General features: G+C 65.5%; 14 protein-coding genes. 7 read left to right on the forward strand and 7 right to left on the reverse strand.

The features are described from left to right. Window positions 1-7: 7 nt before the first annotated feature. Entirely contained in the window at window positions 8-901 is an 894-nt protein-coding gene (locus PCA31118_RS06180; protein WP_150624056.1) for a LysR family transcriptional regulator, read from the reverse strand. A gap of 235 nt (window positions 902-1,136) precedes the next feature. Here PCA31118_RS06180 and PCA31118_RS06185 point away from each other — a divergent pair, with 235 nt between their 5' ends. Continuing rightward, on the forward strand, window positions 1,137-2,567 hold the full coding sequence (locus tag PCA31118_RS06185) for an MFS transporter (RefSeq protein ID WP_174990359.1): 1,431 nt from the start codon (window positions 1,137-1,139) through the stop codon (window positions 2,565-2,567). Between the two features lie 24 nt (window positions 2,568-2,591). Here the strand turns inward: PCA31118_RS06185 and PCA31118_RS06190 are convergent, their stop codons facing one another. After that, window positions 2,592-3,503, reverse strand: coding sequence for a LysR family transcriptional regulator (locus PCA31118_RS06190; protein ID WP_150624058.1), 912 nt, complete (start codon window positions 3,501-3,503; stop codon window positions 2,592-2,594). 288 nt (window positions 3,504-3,791) lie between these two features. Between PCA31118_RS06190 and PCA31118_RS06195 the strand changes: the two genes are divergently transcribed. Continuing rightward, complete coding sequence (locus PCA31118_RS06195) at window positions 3,792-4,985, forward strand: MFS transporter (protein WP_150624060.1); 1,194 nt, start codon at window positions 3,792-3,794, stop codon at window positions 4,983-4,985. A 57-nt stretch (window positions 4,986-5,042) separates the two neighbouring features. On the opposite strand, the gene PCA31118_RS06200 is transcribed toward PCA31118_RS06195, so the two are convergent. Together PCA31118_RS06200 and PCA31118_RS06205 are read right to left on the reverse strand one after the other, a co-directional pair. Beyond that, the gene (locus PCA31118_RS06200) at window positions 5,043-5,873 is read right to left on the reverse strand and encodes a TOBE domain-containing protein (RefSeq protein ID WP_246190107.1); all 831 of its coding nucleotides are present in this window, start codon (window positions 5,871-5,873) and stop codon (window positions 5,043-5,045) included. 702 nt (window positions 5,874-6,575) lie between these two features. Further along, window positions 6,576-8,222 (reverse strand): EAL domain-containing protein, encoded by a 1,647-nt coding sequence (locus PCA31118_RS06205; RefSeq protein WP_150624065.1) that lies wholly within the window; start codon window positions 8,220-8,222, stop codon window positions 6,576-6,578. 439 nt (window positions 8,223-8,661) lie between these two features. Here PCA31118_RS06205 and PCA31118_RS06210 point away from each other — a divergent pair, with 439 nt between their 5' ends. Beyond that, on the forward strand, window positions 8,662-9,897 hold the full coding sequence (locus PCA31118_RS06210; protein ID WP_150624067.1) for an MFS transporter: 1,236 nt from the start codon (window positions 8,662-8,664) through the stop codon (window positions 9,895-9,897). Window positions 9,898-10,092: 195 nt separating this feature from the next. Here PCA31118_RS06210 and PCA31118_RS06215 read toward each other — a convergent pair whose 3' ends face one another. Next, window positions 10,093-10,506 (reverse strand): hypothetical protein, encoded by a 414-nt coding sequence (locus PCA31118_RS06215; RefSeq protein ID WP_150624069.1) that lies wholly within the window; start codon window positions 10,504-10,506, stop codon window positions 10,093-10,095. Between the two features lie 182 nt (window positions 10,507-10,688). After that, window positions 10,689-12,077 (reverse strand): aminotransferase-like domain-containing protein, encoded by a 1,389-nt coding sequence (locus PCA31118_RS06220; protein ID WP_150624070.1) that lies wholly within the window; start codon window positions 12,075-12,077, stop codon window positions 10,689-10,691. 194 nt (window positions 12,078-12,271) lie between these two features. On the opposite strand from PCA31118_RS06220, the gene PCA31118_RS06230 reads away from it, so the two are divergent. Beyond that, a complete protein-coding gene (locus PCA31118_RS06230; protein ID WP_150624075.1) occupies window positions 12,272-13,465 on the forward strand; it encodes an MFS transporter in 1,194 nt (397 codons plus the stop codon). On the opposite strand, the gene PCA31118_RS06235 is transcribed toward PCA31118_RS06230, so the two are convergent. Then, the gene (locus tag PCA31118_RS06235; protein ID WP_150624077.1) at window positions 13,449-14,384 is read right to left on the reverse strand and encodes a MurR/RpiR family transcriptional regulator; all 936 of its coding nucleotides are present in this window, start codon (window positions 14,382-14,384) and stop codon (window positions 13,449-13,451) included. The two genes, PCA31118_RS06230 and PCA31118_RS06235, sit on opposite strands and share 17 nt — an antisense overlap. Before the next feature lie 251 nt (window positions 14,385-14,635). Here PCA31118_RS06235 and PCA31118_RS06240 point away from each other — a divergent pair, with 251 nt between their 5' ends. The 3 genes from PCA31118_RS06240 (at window position 14,636) to PCA31118_RS06250 (ending at window position 18,733) form a co-directional block, all read left to right on the forward strand. Then, a complete protein-coding gene (locus PCA31118_RS06240; RefSeq protein ID WP_150624079.1) occupies window positions 14,636-15,979 on the forward strand; it encodes an aspartate aminotransferase family protein in 1,344 nt (447 codons plus the stop codon). Next, complete coding sequence (locus PCA31118_RS06245) at window positions 15,976-16,818, forward strand: beta-keto acid cleavage family enzyme (protein WP_150624081.1); 843 nt, start codon at window positions 15,976-15,978, stop codon at window positions 16,816-16,818. Before PCA31118_RS06240 ends, PCA31118_RS06245 begins: the two co-directional genes overlap by 4 nt. Before the next feature lie 262 nt (window positions 16,819-17,080). Then, on the forward strand, window positions 17,081-18,733 hold the full coding sequence (locus PCA31118_RS06250; RefSeq protein ID WP_150624083.1) for a methyl-accepting chemotaxis protein: 1,653 nt from the start codon (window positions 17,081-17,083) through the stop codon (window positions 18,731-18,733). Window positions 18,734-18,852: the final 119 nt, after the last annotated feature.

Below are 18,852 nucleotides of genomic sequence, written 5' to 3' on the forward strand. Positions count from 1 at the left end.
AAAGGTATCACGCGAAGAGTCGCAGCAGCGCATTGCGCGCGTGGCGGATCAGGTCGGTCTCGTCGGCGTGCCCCGGCAACAGATGAAATTCCGCGCGCGGCAGGGGCGGCAAACCGAGCGACGTGGGGCAGACGACCAGATCGGGCGTGAGGGCCGATTCGTTCAGGCACGAAATACCCAGTCCCGCGCCGAGCGCCAGTTGCATGCCCGCGACGCCCGCCGCCGAATGCGAGACGCGATACGGGATCTTGTGCCGCTCAAGCACGTTGACCACAAGCGTTTGCAGGGCGCACGGACGCGGCAGCGTGATCAGCGGCAGCGGCATGTCGAGCGGCTCGGACGCGGTTGCGGACATCGCCCACACGAGACGCTCGCGTCGCACCAGTGTGGCCGAAGTCCCCTCGCCTGCGACCTCCTCACCGGCACTGACCTCCTCGTTCAACAGACGCAACGCGAGCCCGACGTCGAAGTGCTCGCCGGTCAGGGCCGTGCGCTCGATCTGCGAACTCTGCATGGCGCTCACGTGAAGCCGCAGGCGCGGGTACAGGTTCGTAAAACGCTTGAGCACGCGGCCGACATCTTGCGGACGGTAGTAGTCCGTGATGGCGATGCGCAACTCGCCGTCGAGCAACACGCCCTGCAAATCTTCGAACGCCGCTTCCGACAATGCCGCGATCTGACGCGCATAGGTCATCAGGCGCGTGCCGGCCGGTGTTGGACGCATCCCTTTTCGCGAGCGCACCAGCAACGGTTGCCCAGCGCGCGCTTCGAGCTTCTTGAGTTGTTCGCTGACCGTCGACTGCGACAGAAAGATCTGCTCGGCAGCAGCCGAAATGCTGCCGGCGTCGTGAATGGCGATGAAGGTACGTAACTGTGTCAGGTCGAAGGCGCGGGCGTTCATGACGGCTCTCGTCGGAGGCATTCCACGGCATAGCGCATGAATCTGGCTTTTACCGTAGTTAATTCGGAAAACACGATGCAAGTCATCGAGTTTTCCCGCTTTTCCGATGGATTGTACCTCCGTAGCATGCGGAGCATGGTGGCCTGATCGTCGTGCGGATGATGCAAGCGAGACAGGCGACTTCCGATTCCTTGCTCTGAGACGCGCGCCCCCCGGGCCGCGCCCTGTGTCACTCATGAATGAACGTCTGTGTTCCGTGCCTGCTGCACCAGTGAATGCAGCGGCGAGCCGTTGTTCCGCCGCTTCCATCGGTTCCCCCACGTCTGCGGCTTCTGCGGTGGGCGCGCCGTCTGTGTCATCCGCGCCGGTCGCGCCGAGCGCGCCGAATTGCACCGTAGCCCTCGGTCCTGGTCATCGCTGGAAGGTTCTCGGCGTAGGGGTTGCCGCCAACGGCAGCTTTGCGGCTGCCATGGGCGGTATCCCTGCTACGGCCGTGCAGATGCGAAGCGACTATGCCCTGGGGACCGGCGACCTCGGCATAGTGCTTGGCATGATCGGTCTGGGCATCGCCGTTTCCGAATTGCCGTGGGGCATGTTGACGGACCGCTGGGGCGACCGGCGCGTGTTGCTCGTCGGGTTGCTGGTGACGGCGGCGGCGCTATTGGGACTGGGTCTGTGGGTCGTGCCGACGGCACATGCCATTCCGTCGATGCCGACGCTCGCCGCCGGCATGCTGGCAATCGGGGTGCTTGGCGGCAGCGTGAACGGGTCGAGCGGACGCGCGGTCATGCGCTGGTTTCACGACAGCGAGCGCGGACTGGCGATGAGCGTGCGCCAGTGCGCGGTTCCGATGGGCAGCGGTATCGGCGCGCTGGTGCTGCCGGGCACCGCGCTGCATTTCGGCTTCGGCGCCGTGTTCGTCGGACTTGCCGTGACGTGTGTGGCCGCGGCGGGCATGGCATGGCTGTGGTTGCTCGAACCCCCCGAGGAACCGCACGACACGATGCGTCGCAACGGTGCGCGGGCCAATGTGCCTCATGGCACGCATGGCGCCTCCTACTCGCCGCTGCGCGATGCGCGACTGCTGAGCACCGCGTTGGGCATGGCCGTGCTTGTCATGCCGCAGGTGGCGGTCGTTACATTCGGCACGGTGTTTCTGCATGACTTTGCCCATGTGAGCGTGCTGACGATTTCGCTGACCCTGGGCGCCGTGCAGGCGGGCGCTGCGATCACCCGCGTGTGGAGCGGCCGTTACACGGACAAACGTCGCAACCGCCCTGCCTATCTGCGCGTGTGCACGATTGCCGTGGGCATCGTCTTCGCCATGTTGGGGTTGCTCGTCGCGCTGCTCTCGCTGCGTGCCGATTGGCTCGCTCATGGCACGCCGCTGATGATCGCGCTGTTGATCGCGGGCGGTGTGATCGCGTCTGCCTGGCACGGCGTGGCCTTTACCGAACTGGCGACGCTGGCTGGCGCCTCGCGCGCGGGCACGGCGCTCGGTATCGGCAACACGGGGGTTTTCCTCACGATGTTTCTCACGCCGTTGACGATTCCGCTGCTGTTGTCATTGGGCGGATGGGGGCTCGTGTGGGCGGGCGGTCTGGTCTGCGCCGCGCTGGCGTGGCCGCTCTTCGCGTGGTCGCATCGTGAGCTCAGGCGGGCATGAACGCTGCGCGTAGCGGTTCGTCGCTCAACAAGGCAGGTGAACGTTGTCCACGAGAAAGTCGAGAAATGCCCGCACGCGGGCGGGCAAGTGGCCGCCCTGGCCGACATACACGGCATGCACCGGCTCGAGATCGCCGGGGTTGTAGTCTTCGAGCACCGGCACGAGACGCCCTTCGCGCAGATCGGCGTCCACGTGATATCGGGAGTGACGGGCGAGCCCCACGCCCTGAAGCGCGAGACGGCGCATGGTCTCGCCGTCGCTCGTCAACACGTTGCCTGCGGGTGGGTACAGGGTGACGCCGCCCGCGCCGTCGCGAAACGGCAAGCCTTCGATGTGACGCTCGAAATTGAACGCCATGACGTTGTGCCGGATGAGGTCCGCCGGCGTACGCAACGGCGCACTGCGCGCGAGATAGTCGGGTGAGGCCACCACGTGCACACGACTCTCCCCCAGCTTGCGTGCAACGAGCCGAGAGTCGCGCAACGGACCTGCGCGCACGGCGACATCGGCGCGCTGGGAGAGCAGGTCGACGACGGTGTCCGTGAGCGTCAGATCGAGCCGGATCTCAGGATACTTCGCCAGAAACGCCGGGATGACCGGCAACAGATAGAGCGTGCCGATCGGGACGCTCGAATTCACGCGCAACAAGCCGCGCGGCACGGCGCCGGCGGCCGCCTCGCGTTCTGCGGCGTCGATGTCGGCCAGCACGCGCAGCGTTCGTTCGTGGAACGCGGTGCCTTCCGGGGTGAGTTGCAGACGTCGTGTGGAGCGGTTGAAAAGACGGGCGCCGAGTCGCGCTTCAAGCCGCGCGACCAGCTTGCTGACGGCCGAAGGCGTCATGTGCAATGCGCGCGCCGCCGCCGAAAAGCCACCGAGCTCCACCACGCGCGCGAACACTTCCATATCGCCTGAGCGGTTGACTTCCTGTCGACCCATCTGAAGTTTTCCGAGATCTCTGCCGTGTGTGCCTGCCGTCGCCAAGGCGGGGAATCCCATGACGCCACGCCGGTGTGTCGCGCCGAGAAGCGCTGTTTGTGACTTGAAGTCACAAATGATTTTCCTTCGCGCAGTCTATTTCATCAATGCAGGGCCGTCTATATTCCGCACATCCACTCGCCGCCGGTTAGTTGGCGATTCGTCGGCCATTCCTCGGCTGCGGCCGTCGTGGGCCGTCGTCGACCATTCGGCGCCGGTGTGCCGTCCTCACTCAGACAGGAGTTTTCCGTGCCTATCGCGCTTTATGCCCTCACCGCCGGTGCCTTCGGCATCGGTGTGACGGAGTTTGTCATCATGGGCTTGCTGCTTAACGTCGGCGCCGATTTCGGCGTGTCGATTGCCGCAGCGGGCCTGCTCATTTCCGGCTATGCGCTAGGTGTCGTGGTCGGTGCCCCGATCATGACGACCGCTACGGCTCGATGGCCGCGCAAGACGGTGCTGCTCGTGCTCATGGCGATCTTCACCGTCGGCAACGCCGCCTGTGCGCTGGCTCCTAGCTACGGCGCACTGATGGCCGCGCGCGTGCTGACGTCCTTCGCGCATGGCACGTTCTTCGGTGTCGGGTCGGTGGTGGCGACCGGCCTCGTGTCGCGCGAGCGCCGCGCGTCGGCCATTGCCGTCATGTTCACGGGACTGACGGTCGCCAACATTCTCGGCGTGCCGTTCGGCACCTGGCTGGGCCAGCATTTCGGATGGCGCGCCAGCTTCTGGGCAGTCACGCTGATCGGTGCCCTCGCCTGGCTCGTCATCGCCGGTTTCGTCCCGAAGATCGCGGCACCCAAGGACGCCGGTGACTGGCGTGCCGACTTGCGTGCGCTGGCGCGTCGCCCGGTGTTGCTGGGCCTGCTGACGACAGTGCTGGGCTGGGTCGGGGTGTTTGGCGTGTTCACCTATATTGCGCCGCTGCTCACCGAAGTGACGGGCTTTTCCGAAGGGGCGGTCTCGCCGATTCTGCTGATCTTCGGCGGCGGACTGGTCGTGGGCAATTTGCTCGGTGGCAAGCTCGCTGACCGTCGTGTGGTGCCGACTGTGTTGGGGAGTCTGCTGGCGCTGTCGGTCGTGCTCGGCGCGATGACCTTCGCGCTGCACTCGCACTGGCTGGCCGTCGTGTTCGTGGCCCTGCTCGGTGCGACGGCGTTCGCGACGGTCGCGCCGCTGCAACTCTGGGTGATGGAGAAGGCGTCCGGCGCAGGCGAGAGCCTGGCGTCGAGCTTCAATATCGCGGCATTCAACCTGGGCAACGCCATTGGCGCGTGGCTGGGCGGCTTCGTCATCGAGCACGGTCCCGGCCTCGCGGCCGTGCCGTGGGTGGCGGCGCTCGTGCCGCTCGTCGGAGTGGGGGTGGCATGGCTGAGCTTGCAGCTCGATCGCCGCGACGCCCGGCGTCAGCCCGTACCGAACTGCGAAACCCCGGTGGTGTGACTGGGTGGACGGTCTGACACCGCTTGCATTGCGCACGCGTGTCGGATCGTCCGTTCCTCAGGCCATCACGCCGATGATCACGCTGGCGGCCGCAAAGGCCGCTGTCGCGCCGGCGCCTGCCGTCAGGCCGCGTGCCGTGAGCGTCTCGTGCGGCATCACTGCCGCGAGGCGACTGCCGCCCGGCAGCGCCAGAATCACTTCTGCCTGACCGCCTTCGTCGGTAACGCCTTCCACCGTGCCTGCCAGACGATTGGCCGTGGGCAGCCCCGCCAGATCCGCACCTCGCGCCATCTCGATCCACGGCGCCTTGATGAGGGCGAATGCGTGGCCACCGACCGTCAGCCCGAGCGACTGGGTGCTGTGGTGCGTCAGCGACGCCGTGATCGCCTCGCCGCCGGGCAGCGTCAACGTCACTTCGTCGTTCACGCCGCTGCGCCGAATCGCGGTGATCGTTCCGTGCAACTGGTTGCGCGCACTGGTCTGAAGCCCGAGCCGGGCGATGACCGGCCACTGTTCGTCGAAATGCTCCAGATCGTTGGCTATCCGTGCAAGAAACTGCCGTTGCGCGGCTTCGACGGCACGAAAGGCCGCGACGAGCTTCGCGCCACGGGCGGTGAGACGCGTACCGCCGCCGCCACGCCCGCCCGTGCTGCGCGCGACCAGCGGCTCGCCGGCGAGCTGATTCATCGCGTCGACGGCGTCCCAGGCGGCCTTGTAGCTCATGCCCGCCGCCTTGGCAGCCGCCGTGATCGAGCCATGCGAAGCAATATGTTCGAGCAGGGCGATCCGAGCGTGTCCGCCAAGCGACGACGTGCCGCGATGCAGCCACAGCGAGCCGCTCACTTGCAGGGCATCGTCAGCGTCGTTGTGCAAAGTGCCGTCCGTCATTGAAAAAGGTTCGGAAACCATAATGATTTTTTCGATCAAACGCGTCAGGTGGCCGCATTGTAGAGGGTGGGCGAACCAGCAAATATAAAGGCGGGACGGGAAACTGTTGCGGCGCACCAACGAAGCGCACTTCGAACGTCCGTTTGGGGGACGAATGGGGGACGTTTCTCCTCTACATTGAATTTGCCGCATGCCCCCCCAAAGCCGGTTCGTGTTGCTTCAAGCCTGAAATTCTCCGGCGTGAAGCGAACTGACCGGGAATGCGACGTTTACCGAAGTGCCCACTCACCTGACACAACAGAAACGGGGTGAAATGATGCGCGACAGGAATATCAAGGAAACGGTTGACGGGGCTCGATACTATCGTCTGGTTCGCATATTGCCTAACGGCAAGCGACATCAGATGCAAATCTCTTTCTCCGCGGGTGAAATGCGCTTCAGACGTTTCGTCGCGCAGCGATTGTGGTTGCTGCGAGCCGAAATGCGAGACAGCACGCGGGCGGCCGCTACGCCCGCACCACGCAGTAACATGCCGCAGTTGGTCTTCTGACACGACCGTGGTCTTGTCGGATCGAACGCCGGACCGGTGGCTTCACGGGTCTGGCGTTTTGCGCTTGCGCCGCCTCCCCGTTCCCGGCTCGTCAGGCTCTGCGGGCTTTGCGCGCTGTCGTTGCGCTCACCCTGCCGTGAGGACGCGTCGTCTTAGCCCGCCTTGCGGGGCGTGACAGATGTGGGGGATGTCGGTGGCGTGGGTGACATCACGGAAGCGAGCGGCGGCATCGTCGCAGTCGTCTTCACGGCCGTGAGTCCGGTACCCGCGTGTGCAATCGCGTATTGCACGAGTTCGTCGAAGGCAATGGGCCGCGCAAACAGGTATCCCTGTGCATAAGTGACGTTGCGCCCGCGCAGGTAATTGGCCTGCATCTCGTTCTCGACCCCTTCCGCCACGATCGTCATGTCCAGCCGCTCGGCCAGATGGATGATGGAATCGCAGATGTTGCGCGTGACCACGTCGTCTTCGGTCACCGGCAGGAATTCCTTGTCGATCTTCAGATAGTTGAAGTCGTAGCGCTTCAGATAGCCGATGGAGTTGTTCTCCGCGCCGAAGTCGTCGAGCGCCGTCTCGATGCCACGCCGCTGCAACTCGGCCATCACGTTACGTGCGGCGGCCGTGTCGCGAATCACGTAACGCTCGGTGATTTCGGCGACCATCGGATACGTGTTGTTCAACGCACCGTAGTAACGCTCGATGTCATGGAGGATCGTGGTGTCGCGCAAGTGCCGTTCGGCGAGATTGATGCCGATATGAAACCCCTGAGGCAATGCGCCTCTGGCCACGTCGTTACGGATCTGGCGCAGCAAGGCGCGGGTGAGATCGATGATCAGGCCGTTGTCTTCCGCAATCGGAATGAAGGCATCGGGTCGCACCAGACCGGCCACGGGGTGATGCCAGCGCATCAGCGCTTCGGCGCCCGCACATCGGCCGGTGGCGAGTTCCATGACCGGCTGGTAGTACACCTTGAATTCGTTGCGCTTGATGCCGTGGGCAATCTGCCGCTTCATGAACTGCGCCGGGCCGAGATGGCGGAACGTCATGACGCCGAGCAGGAACGCCACGATGCCGCCGAACGCCAGGAAGATCGGCGCCTGTTGGGTCGCGAGCGATTGCATTAACGACGGACTGCCCGCGAGTGACGTCGTGAAGTATCGGGACGTGAGCGATACCTGCGCGCCGCGCGTGGCGATGCCCGCCGACTCCAGTTTCGGACCTTCCGAGGTGAGGGAGACGTTGCCGACCGTCATGGCCGTCCATGCCAGATCGCTCGTCTTGACGCTGTGCAACGTCTCCGTGAGGTAGATGCCGTCCACGAAGCCGAGCACGCCATCGGTGGCGGACGTCGGCACGTAAAGCGCCAGCGCCGGCATATCCCGCACATACGGCGTGCTGCTCACGAGCAACGCGCGCGTGCCGGTGAGCATGGGCACGAGATCGGCCGGCAGCGGCATGTTCAGGGCCGCGCTGGAGCGAATGACGGATGCGCAATAGAGCTGCCCGCGCGAGACGAGCCAGATGGAGCGGAAGTACGGGCTGAGGGTGCCGGTGGCCTGAAGCGAGGTGCTGACCTCGCTGCACGACCGGCCGACCCATGGGGACGCGCCGCGCAGCGTGTTCTCGGCTTGCGCGACGATGCGTTCGAGGGCGTTGCGCTGACGCTCGGCCTCCTCCTGAAGGATCGACTGCGACATGTGATAAATGCGCAGCCAACCCAGAAACAGGACGACAGCGAGCGTGACCGTCACGACAAGTCCGGTCACCAGCCACTGCACGACTCTGGAGTGTTGAATCATGTTTGCTGCCAACCAAGAAAGCGGAGGGTCCCACGTGGACTGCGGTGCTGCACGGCACAACTCGTCAGATGACTCTACACGAATACCCGACGGCGTCCGACCCCCGATAAACCCGCACAACGCCCGGCGCACGGGCGTGAACGGCGCGTGCCAGTGATGCGCGAGACGACCGTGGGGCGATCGTCCGACATCTGGCGAGGCGGCGGTCTAACCGTGGTCTGCGTGGCACTCGGATGGCGTAATCGCGACAAAACTTGGCGTAACGGCGATTTACGCATGCTCTACACTTCACTCATTAACTTTCCGGCGGAAATTGGGATTAATCCCAACTTTCTTGCATAGGTCTGCCAAATTGCGCAAAAGATGGCACCAAAGACGGCACGGAAGACCCCGGAAAGCACACGTTTTCCCAAGCCTTTGACGTTAATTCACCCATCCCATGTCGAGTCAACCTGCTACGTCCCTCTCCGGTGCCAACCCACCGGCCGCGCAGGGCACGGCGTTTCGCGTGCTGTCTGCGATCAGCTTCTCCCACCTGCTCAACGACATGATTCAGTCGTTGATCCTGGCCATCTACCCGCTGCTCAAGTCCGGCTTCAACCTGAGCTTCGGGCAGGTCGGTCTGATTACGCTCACGTACCAGATCACGGCCTCGTTGTTGCAGCCGGTCGTGGGCCTCTATACGGATAAGCATCCGAAGCCATACTCGCTGCCGGTCGGCATGGGCTTCACGCTCGTGGGGCTGCTGTTGCTGGCCGTCGCGCCCAACTTCGGCATGCTGCTCGTGGCGGCCGCGCTCGTGGGCATGGGGTCGTCGGTGTTTCATCCGGAATCGTCACGCGTAGCGCGCATGGCCTCGGGCGGACGCCACGGCATGGCGCAATCGTTCTTTCAGGTGGGCGGGAACGTGGGCTCGTCGCTCGGCCCGTTACTCGCGGCCCTGATCATCGTTCCGAACGGCCGTGGCAGCGTGGCGTGGTTCTCGGTGGCGGCGCTCGTTGCGATCTTCGTGCTGTACCAGGTGAGCCGCTGGTACGCGGTCCAACGTGCGGCGAGCAAGGGCAAGCCGGCGGCGCGCCGCGGGGGAGCGCATCAGCTCTCGCAGGGCAAGGTGCTGTTTGCCATCGGTATCTTGCTGGTGCTGATCTTCTCGAAGTACTTCTATCTGGCGAGCATCAGCAGCTACTTCACGTTCTACCTGATCAGCAAGTTCCACGTGTCGGTGCAAAGTGCCCAGGTGCATCTGTTCGTCTTCCTGTTCGCCGTGGCCGCAGGCACGATGATCGGCGGCCCGCTGGGCGACAAGATCGGTCGCAAGTACGTGATCTGGGGATCGATTCTCGGCGCCGCCCCGTTCACGCTGATGCTGCCGTACGCCGACCTGTTCTGGACCGGTATTCTGACGGTGCTGATCGGGCTGATTCTGGCGTCGGCGTTCTCGGCCATTCTGGTCTACGCACAGGAGTTAATGCCGGGCAAGGTCGGTACGGTGTCAGGGTTGTTCTTCGGCTTTGCATTCGGCATGGGCGGTGTGGGCGCTGCCGTGCTCGGTCAGTTGGCCGACTCGACGAGCATCGACTTCGTCTATCACGTGTGCGCGTTCCTGCCGCTGCTCGGGATCGTGACCGTCATGTTGCCGGACGTCGAAGGGCACAAGAAGACTGTGGCCGCATGAAGCGACGTCGGCCAACGTCGGCGCCGTAGTCCGTCATCGGGCGCCACATCTGACGCCACATCCGACGCGACATCTGTCGCGACAAACGAAAATCGCCGGTCCGAAGTTTCGGAGCCGGCGATTTTTTTGTCTGGCGTCGCGACTGTCGCAATGGTTGCGGATGTCGCGACGGTCACGCGCCAGGGTGCCGACGCCTTACGGCGTACCGCGCTTTTGCAATTCCCAGCGTGCCTTTTCGTTTGCCTTGCAGGCGGGCAGCTTGAGCGTGACTTCCTGACCCTTGGCGGTCAGCAGCACCACCAGATCGCGGCAGGTCTTGTCGCCGTCCTTCTGGGTATTGGTCGGTGTGAGCTGTGCCGCGATGGCCACGGGGTTGCCCGTGCCCTTGTTGGTCCACTCGGTGGTTTCGTTATCCTGCTTGTTGGACAGCACGGCACCGGCAGCCTTGGCGAACGACTCGTTGTCTGCCTTGCGCATATAGGCCAGCGGCGAGTTGCTCATGAAGGAAAGATTCGACGCAGCGAAGGCCGGTGCGGCCACGCTGGCGCCGATGACGAGCGCCGTGCCGAGCACCATCGAGCGGGCGCGAGAGGAGCGGATAAGCGACATTCGGAGTCCTTGATATTGTCGACAGGGGACGAAGCCTGCGCGATGCCTGGCCGGACGTCATGTCCGGCGAAGGCCGCAGGAAGCACGTCGATCATAAAAGAAACCGGCAGCGGCGTCATCTCGGCACGCCATGGCACGGTCGTCGCAGGGCATCCCGGAAGCATCGCGGGATGGCGGGCAAATCACGGACGACGCAGGGTGGTCATGACGTCTGCGACCTGCGCCAGTGCGGCGCGCAGCGTGGCGTCGTCACGTGGCGAGCCGAGCGCTACCCGAATCGCGGATGGCGCGGCCTGCCCCGGCGCGGCGAACGCATCGACCGGCGTCACGGCAATGCCGCGCGACTGAAGCGCGGCCACCACGTCGTCGCAGCGCAGCGGTGCGGGCACCGGTACCAGCCGGTGAAAGGCGCCGTCATAACCCGTCGAGCCACAAGCCGCCAGACATTCGCGGGCGATGGCCTGCCGTTGCGCCGCCATCACGCGCTTGCGGACGATCCACTGGTCGATCGTGCCGTCGCCCAGCCAGCGGGTGGCCAGTTGCGCCATGAATGGCGCAGCGCTCCAGACGCTGGCTCGCATTGCCGCATGCACCCGCGGCAGCCAGGCGGGCGGTGCAACGAGATAGGCGATACGCAGCCCGGGTGCGGCCGGTTTCGAGAGGCTGCACACTTCGAACGTGCGCTCAGGAGCGAGCAGGCGCAGGGGCGGTGGGGCGTCCGGCACGAGGAAGCCGTAGGCACTGTCGTCGATCAGCAGAAGATCGTGCCGTCTGGCGACTTCGACCAGCGCCATGCGTTGCGCGAGCGGCATCACGCAGCCCAGCGGGTTATGCAGCGTGGGCATCGTGTAGACGACGCGAATCCGCCCCGCATGGCCGCGTCCCGTATCGGTCCGGCAAAGCTTGTCGAGCGCCAGCGGGTCGAGGCCACCGTCGTTCATGGCAACGGCGGTGAGCGGCACGTCACGCATCGCCGCGAGCGCCTTCCATCCCGGATACGTCAGCGCTTCGACGGCGACCGGTTCGCCCGCGCGGCACAGCGCCAATTGCAGCACGTCGAGCGCATGCTGGCCTCCCGCGCAGATCACCAGCGAGTCGGCCACCTCGCGCGGGTTGGCGACGCCGTCGCGGCGCGAGAGCCATTGCGCTGCCGCGCGCCGATCGGACGGATGGCCGTCGTGCGGCGTGTGCGCGAGCCACGCGCTCAGGTCGCCGCCGGAGGCCATGTCGCGCAACGACTGGCGCAACGTTTCGGTCTGCTCGGACAATACCGGGTAGTTGAAGGCCAGGTCGACGCCGTCCAGCGCCCCTGGCGCCGGGGCCCATTGCGCAAAGGCAGCCGCGGCGCCGACAGCCGGCGAGCGAACGAAGGTGCCGCGCCCCACTTCGCCCACGGCGAGACCGCGTCGCGCGAGTTCGGCGTAAATGCGCGTGACGGTGGAAGTCGCGAGTCCATACGTGTCGGCGTAATCGCGCTGCGGTGGCAGACGGGCGCCAGAGGGCAGATCGCCGCGGGCAATGGCGTCGGCAAGGCGTTCGACGTGATCGAGGTAACGGGCGGGAGCGGCCATGGCACCAGACGGGCGAGAGGAATTGTTATCAGGACAATTCAATAATTGCACTGGATTGGCGGGCTGACAATACTGGGAGCCGAGCCGAGCCGAGCCGAGCCGAGCCGAGCCGAGCCGAGCCGAGCCGAGCCGAGCCGAGCCGAGCCGAGCCGAGCTGTGCTTTGCCCTTGCGCCTGTCCTGTGTCCTCAACGCTATGTCATCAACGAATCGTCAGCCTTCCCGCAGGGCCATCGCCTTGCTTGCCATCCAGCTTTTCCTTGTGACGTTCTGCGTCAATCTTCAGGCGCCGCTCGTGCCGCACTACGCCGCTGCCAGTGGACATGGCGCCGGTGCGCAGGCGCTGGCGTTCGCGTGCTACGTCGGCGCGCTCGTGCCCGCGTTGCTGCTTCTGGCGGGGCTGTCGGATCGCGTCGGGCGTCGTTTGCCGTTGGTGGCTGCGCTGTTGTTGGGGCTGGTCGGCACATGGCTGACGTTGCGCTGGCCGACGCTGTTTGCCTTGGGCGGCGCGCGTGCCTGTTACGGCCTGGCAACGGGCCTCGTCGCGGGCAGTGGCACCGCGTTCATGACCGAGCTTTACGGTGAGCGCGAAGACGCCGCGACGCGGGGCGCCGCGTTGGTGGCGGCCGCAACGTCCCTCGGTTTCGGCACCGGCGCCCTCGTCACGGGCGTGTGTTTGATCGTCGCGCCATCGACGCTGCCGCCGTGGAGTCTGTGGGCGTATCTGCCATGCGCGTTCGTCGCGGCCCTTGGTGTGGTGGCGCTGCCCGCGCCCGCCCGCCATCCGGACGTGCCGTGGCTGCGCTGGCCGGTACTCGCGCCCGGTACGGTGCCGCTTGGCGTGGCGATCCTGCTTGCCTGGGCGGCGGTCGGCGTGGTCATCGGGGTGGTGCCGTCGGCGCTCGCCGCGCACGGACACGCCGCGTGGGCAGGCTTTGCGACGTTCTTCGTCGTCTCGACGGGATTGCTGTTCCAGCCTGCCGCACGGCGCATGGCACCGGTGCGTGCCGTGCGTGTCGGACTCGTGCTCGTGCCGCTCGGCTTCGTCGTGCTGGCGCTGGGCGTGGTGTACGTCAACTTGCCCGCGCTGCTCACGGGGGCGGTCATTGCCAGCTCGGCCTGCTACGGCTTCACCTATCTAGGCGGACTGGCGGCGGTCAATGCCGCCGTTGCGCCGTCGTTGCGGGCCCGTGCGGCGGCAGGCTACTTTCTTTTCGCGTATTTCGGTTTTTCCGTGCCGGTGGTCACGAGCGGATGGCTGGCCGACCGCTTCGGCATGCCGGCGGCCCTCGCGCTATTCACTGCCGCGTTGATCGCAGGCAGTGCGGCGCTTGCCGTAGCCTTGCGCCGCGAGACCCCACGCGCGACAACGTTCACGCGTCCGGTTTGACCCGGGGGCCGGGGCCGCTCGCCGGACTGCTCTGGCTGCCGGGGGTGACATAGGCGCCGGTGCCGTGAAGCTGGTCCTCCGCCAGCTCCAGCGCGCGCACTGCACCACGGCCTTTGCGCGCGAGCAACATCTCGACAAGCGTTTCGACGACGGCGATACCTGCCGTAATCGACGGGAAGAACGACGGGCTCTCATGCGAGAACAGCACCGTCACGTCCGCGTCGAGCGCCAGCGGGGAGACGGTCGAATCCGTCAGGGCAAGCACGCGCGCGCCCGCCGCGCGCGCAGCACGCGCGACGATCAACGCCTCGTTCGAGTAAGGCGCGAAGCTGATGACGACCACCACGTCACGCGCGGACAGTGCCCGCAACTCCATCTCCAGCGTGCCCGCTTCACCGCGAATCAGGTGAACCGTCGGGCGGAACAGCCGGTAGACGTACTGAAACGTGAAGGCGATGGGAAAGCAGGCGCGAAAACCCGCGACGTGGACAGTGCCCGCGTTCGCCAGCAGATCGACGGCTGCGCCCAGCGACGCGTTCGCGCCGGCTTCCGTCAGGTCGAGATTGTTGTGCTGTACGCGGAACATCTCGGGCACCATGCGCGCGGCGTCGCCCTCGCGAATCACTTGTCTTGCACGGCTGGCATACGGTTGCGGCCCGAGACGGATCGACTCCAGAAACAACTCGCGAAGTCCGTGCCATCCGTCGAAACCGAGATGCTGCGCGAGCCGCACGAAGGTGGCCGGTTGCACGCCCGCCTCCGCCGCGATCGCGCGCATGGAACTGATCGGCACCCGTTGGGGATGGTCCAGAAGAAAGCGCGCGCCCGCCTGGAACTGCGGACTGAGCTGAGGGTAGCGCTCGCGCAACAGGGTGTTGAGCTGGTCGAGCGTCTGCGGCAGCGCTGGGGCTTGTGTCATTGGGGGATGGCAACACGGCGGCGAAAGAATGTAACGATTGTTGCATGAAATGCGCCGCGCACGCACGCGGTTTCCCCGGAAGGCGTGGGCTGCGATGAAACATCGAGTGTGGTAATGGGTTGCGCGAACTGTTGCGCCAACAAAACGAGTGAAACATATGTTGCAAAGCGTGGGGGATACGCCTACACTGAGCGACATCCATAGGACACTCCATTACTGTCTCGCAGCATCTTTTCGTCAGAGGTTCAGGCATGACTCACGTGTTTCACCGCAATCCGCGCCAGACGTTGCCCGTCGCCGTTGGCGGTCAGGGAATCGAGTTGATCGACAGCAACGGCAAGCGTTATCTCGACGCGTGCGGCGGTGCGGCCGTCTCCTGTCTGGGCCATGGGCATCCGCGTGTGATCGAGGCCATGCAGCAGCAGGCCGCGCAATTGGCCTATGCGCATACGTCGTTCTTCACCACGGAAGTGGCCGAGCATCTGGCGGACACACTCGCCGCGAGCGCCCCTGGCGATCTGAATCATGTGTACTTCGTGAGCGGTGGCTCCGAAGGAGTGGAAGCGGCGCTCAAGCTCGCGCGTCAGTACTTCGTCGAGATCGGCCAGCCGCAGCGTCAGTACTTCATTGCGCGGCGTCAGAGCTATCACGGCAACACGCTCGGCGCGCTGGCCATTGGCGGTAACGCATGGCGACGCGAGCCGTTCCTGCCGTTGCTGGTGCCGGCCCATCACGTTTCTCCGTGCTTCGCGTATCGGGAGCGTCTCGACGGTGAAAGCGACGCCGCATACGTGCAGCGCCTGGCGGACGAGCTCGAAGCGAAGATCCTCGAACTGGGCGGCGACAACGTGATCGCGTTCGTCGCAGAAACCGTGGTCGGCGCGACGGCGGGCGCCGTGCCGCCGGTGGGCGACTACTTCAAGCGCATTCGTGCCGTGTGCGACAAGTACGGCGTGCTGCTGCTGCTCGACGAAGTGATGTCCGGCATGGGCCGCACAGGCTATCTGTTCGCCTGCGAGGAAGACGGTGTGACGCCGGACATTCTCGTCATTGCGAAGGGGCTCGGCGCGGGTTATCAGCCGATTGGCGCAATGCTCTGCTCGGACAAGATCTTCGACGCGGTGGTCGGTGGCTCCGGCTTCTTCCAGCACGGGCACACCTATCTCGGTCATGCCATGGCGTGTGCGGCGGCGCTGGCCGTGCAGCGCACGATCGCCGAAGACAACCTGCTCGAGAACGTGAAGGCGCGCGGTGAACAGCTGCGTGCGCGTTTGCGCGAGGTCTTTGCCGACCACCCGAACGTGGGCGACGTGCGCGGGCGGGGCCTGTTCGTCGGCGTCGAATTCGTTGCCGATCGTGCGACCAAACAGACGCTGCCGACACAGGACAAAACGCATGCCCGGTTGAAGGCGGCGGCCAAGGAGCGGGGTCTGCTGATCTATCCGATGGGCGGCACGGTCGACGGCGTGCACGGCGACCATGCGCTGATCGCCCCGCCTTTCATTTGTCAGCCGGAAGACATCGATCGCATCGTCGAGCGTCTGGCGCTGTCGGTGGCGGACGTGACCGGTGTGAAGGTCGGAGGCGTGGCATGACGAGGGCCTACGCACTGGCCGTCGCCCCGAACGGCGCGCGCCGCACGCACGTCGATCACCCGGCGTTGCCGATGACGCCCGACGAGCTGGGCGCATGCGCCAAAGCGTGTCTGGATGCGGGCACTGCCATGATCCACCTGCACGTGCGCAAGGCCGACGGCACGCATAGCCTCGAAGTGTCCGATTACGAGGCAGGCATTGCCGCCGTGCGCCGCGCCGTTGGCGACGAACTGGTGTTGCAGGTCACAACGGAGGCCGTCGGCATCTATCGTCCGGCGCAGCAGATCGCGACGGTGCAGGCCTTGCGTCCCGAGGCGATCTCGGTCGCCTTGCGCGAAATATTGCCCGACGCCGCCCATGCGCCCGCAGCGCAGGCGTTCTTCGGCTGGCTCTGGCAGGAAAACGTCACTGCGCAGTACATCCTCTACGACACCGAAGACGTGGCGCATTACTGGCGCTTGCGCGCGACCGGTGCGATCCGTCCCGGTCGCCACTGGGTGTTGTTCGTGCTGGGGCGTTACAGCAAGGGTCAGTTGTCCTCGCCGTCCGACCTGCTGCCGTTCCTGAGCGCGTGGCAGACCGACGCGGACGCGCTGGGCGAGGCGTCGGGTGCGACGCCCTGGGCCATGTGCGCCTTCGGTCCGCGCGAGGCGGAGTGTGCGCTCGCGGCGGTGTTGTACGGCGGCCACGCGCGCATCGGCTTCGAAAACAACCTCTACCTGCCCGATGGCAGCGTCTCCCCGGACAACGCCGCGTCGCTGCGCGCGCTCACGTCCGCTGCCGCCCCGCTCGCGCTCGCCCCCATGACGGCGGATGCCTTGCGCGAACTGACCCGCTGAGCGCTTCACGCCGAACGCGGGTGGCCGACGGTCGATGCTCGACGCCCGGGGCCGACCGTCCTGCCGTCCGATCGCGACCGTCGGACCGCGGGACTCCCGGGGCCGGACCGTGACCGGGAGTGTGCGACGGATCAGAAATAAACCCAAATACAGGGCCTGACCGACGTTGCCCGGTCGGGCCGCTGTAATAGAATCGGCGTAACCTCAAAAGGCCCGCGTCGACCCTTCCGGCGCCGGGCATGAACCCGAACGGGAGCGCGGCGTGAAACACTGGTCGATCCGACATCGCATTCTGGCCAGTTTTGGCCTGATCCTTGCCTTGATGGCCCTCATGGCGGGCATCGCCTACACCCGGCTGTCCGCCATCGAAGCCGAGACACGCAGTGTGGAAGACGACTCCGCGCCGGGCCTCTACTACAGCACGATGCTGCGCGGCGCGTGGTTCGAGAGCTACCAATTACTTCAGCAGGTCGTCGCAATCGACGACAACGACAAGACCCGCGCGGTCGATCTCGACGCCTTGCGCGCGGCCGACGCCCGCATCGACGGCTGGGTCAAGGATTACGGCACGACCGTCAACCGCCCCATCGACCGCATTCAATACGACGAAGTGCGCGGCACGCGCAATCAGTACGGGCGCATCAGCACACAGGTTCTCAAGCTCGTGGCGGACGGCCAGATGCCCGCCGCCCGTGCCATGCTGACCGAGCAGCTCTATCCCGAATGGGGGCGCGGGCGCGCGGCGATCCAGCGTCTGGTCGACACCAACAAGACTTACTCGGACGAAGCCACACACAACATCAGCGAAGCCGTGACGGCCGCCAAGGCGACGCTGCTCATTACGCTGGTCGTGGCGCTTGCCGTTGCCGTGCTCGCCGGGTGGTTGCTGTTCCGTGCGATCAGCGTGCCGCTCGCGAGCGTGATGCAGATTCTGGAAGTCATGCGCTCGGGCGATCTGACCCGGCGGCTGAATCTGGCGCGGCGCGACGAGTTCGGCGCGCTGGAATCGGGTTTCAATCGCATGACCGACGAGTTGACGGGGCTCGTGGGGCAGGCGCAGAAGTCGGCGCTGCAAGTCACGACGTCCGTGACCGAAATTGCCGCGACGTCGCGCCAGCAGCAGGCCACGGCTTCGGAGACGGCGGCCACCACCACCGAGATCGGCGCCACGTCGCGGGAGATTTTCGCCACGTCGCGCGATCTGGCCCGCACCATGACCGAAGTCGCAGGTGTCGCCGAGCATGCGGCAACGCTGGCGGGCACGGGACACGTCGGCCTCACGCGCATGGAAGATGCCATGCGACACGTGGTGGAAGCGGCCGGCTCGGTCAACGGCAAGCTCGGCATCCTCAACGAGAAGGCGGGCAACATCAATCAGGTCGTGACCACGATCACGAAGGTGGCCGATCAGACCAACCTGCTCTCGCTCAACGCGGCCATCGAAGCCGAAAAGGCCGGCGAGTACGGTCGCGGCTTCGCCGTGGTGGCCACGGAGATTCGCCGGCTGGCCGACCAGACGGCCGTGGCAACCTATGACATCGAGCAGATGATCAAGGAGATCCAGTCGGCGGTGTCCGCAGGCGTGATGGGCATGGACAAGTTCGCCGAGGAGGTACGCCGCGGCATGGACGAAATGCGACAGGTCGGCGATCAACTCGCCCAGATCATTTCGCAGGTGCAGACGCTCCCGCCGCGCTTTCAGGTCGTCAACGAAGGCATGCAGGCGCAGGCCACCGGCGCGGAGCAAATCAATCAGGCGCTGGTGCAACTCTCCGAGGCCGCGCAACAGACGGCCGAATCGTTGCAGCAGTCGAGTCAGGCCATCGAGGAACTCAATCACGTGGCCAACGGGCTGAAGAGCGGGGTGTCGCGCTTCAAGGTGCAGGCGCTTGCGCCCACGGGGCTGGCGTCATAACCGGCGCCAACGGCGACGCGGCATCGCACCGACATCAAACTGCTATCGACCCAATATCGAACCCATAGCGACACCAGACTTCCCGTTACCGACACGTTTGTCGGCCATTGCTCTTCGCG

It is taken from the genome of Pandoraea captiosa, from assembly GCF_902459775.1.
In the GTDB taxonomy this organism is placed as follows: Bacteria; Pseudomonadota; Gammaproteobacteria; order Burkholderiales; family Burkholderiaceae; genus Pandoraea; species Pandoraea captiosa.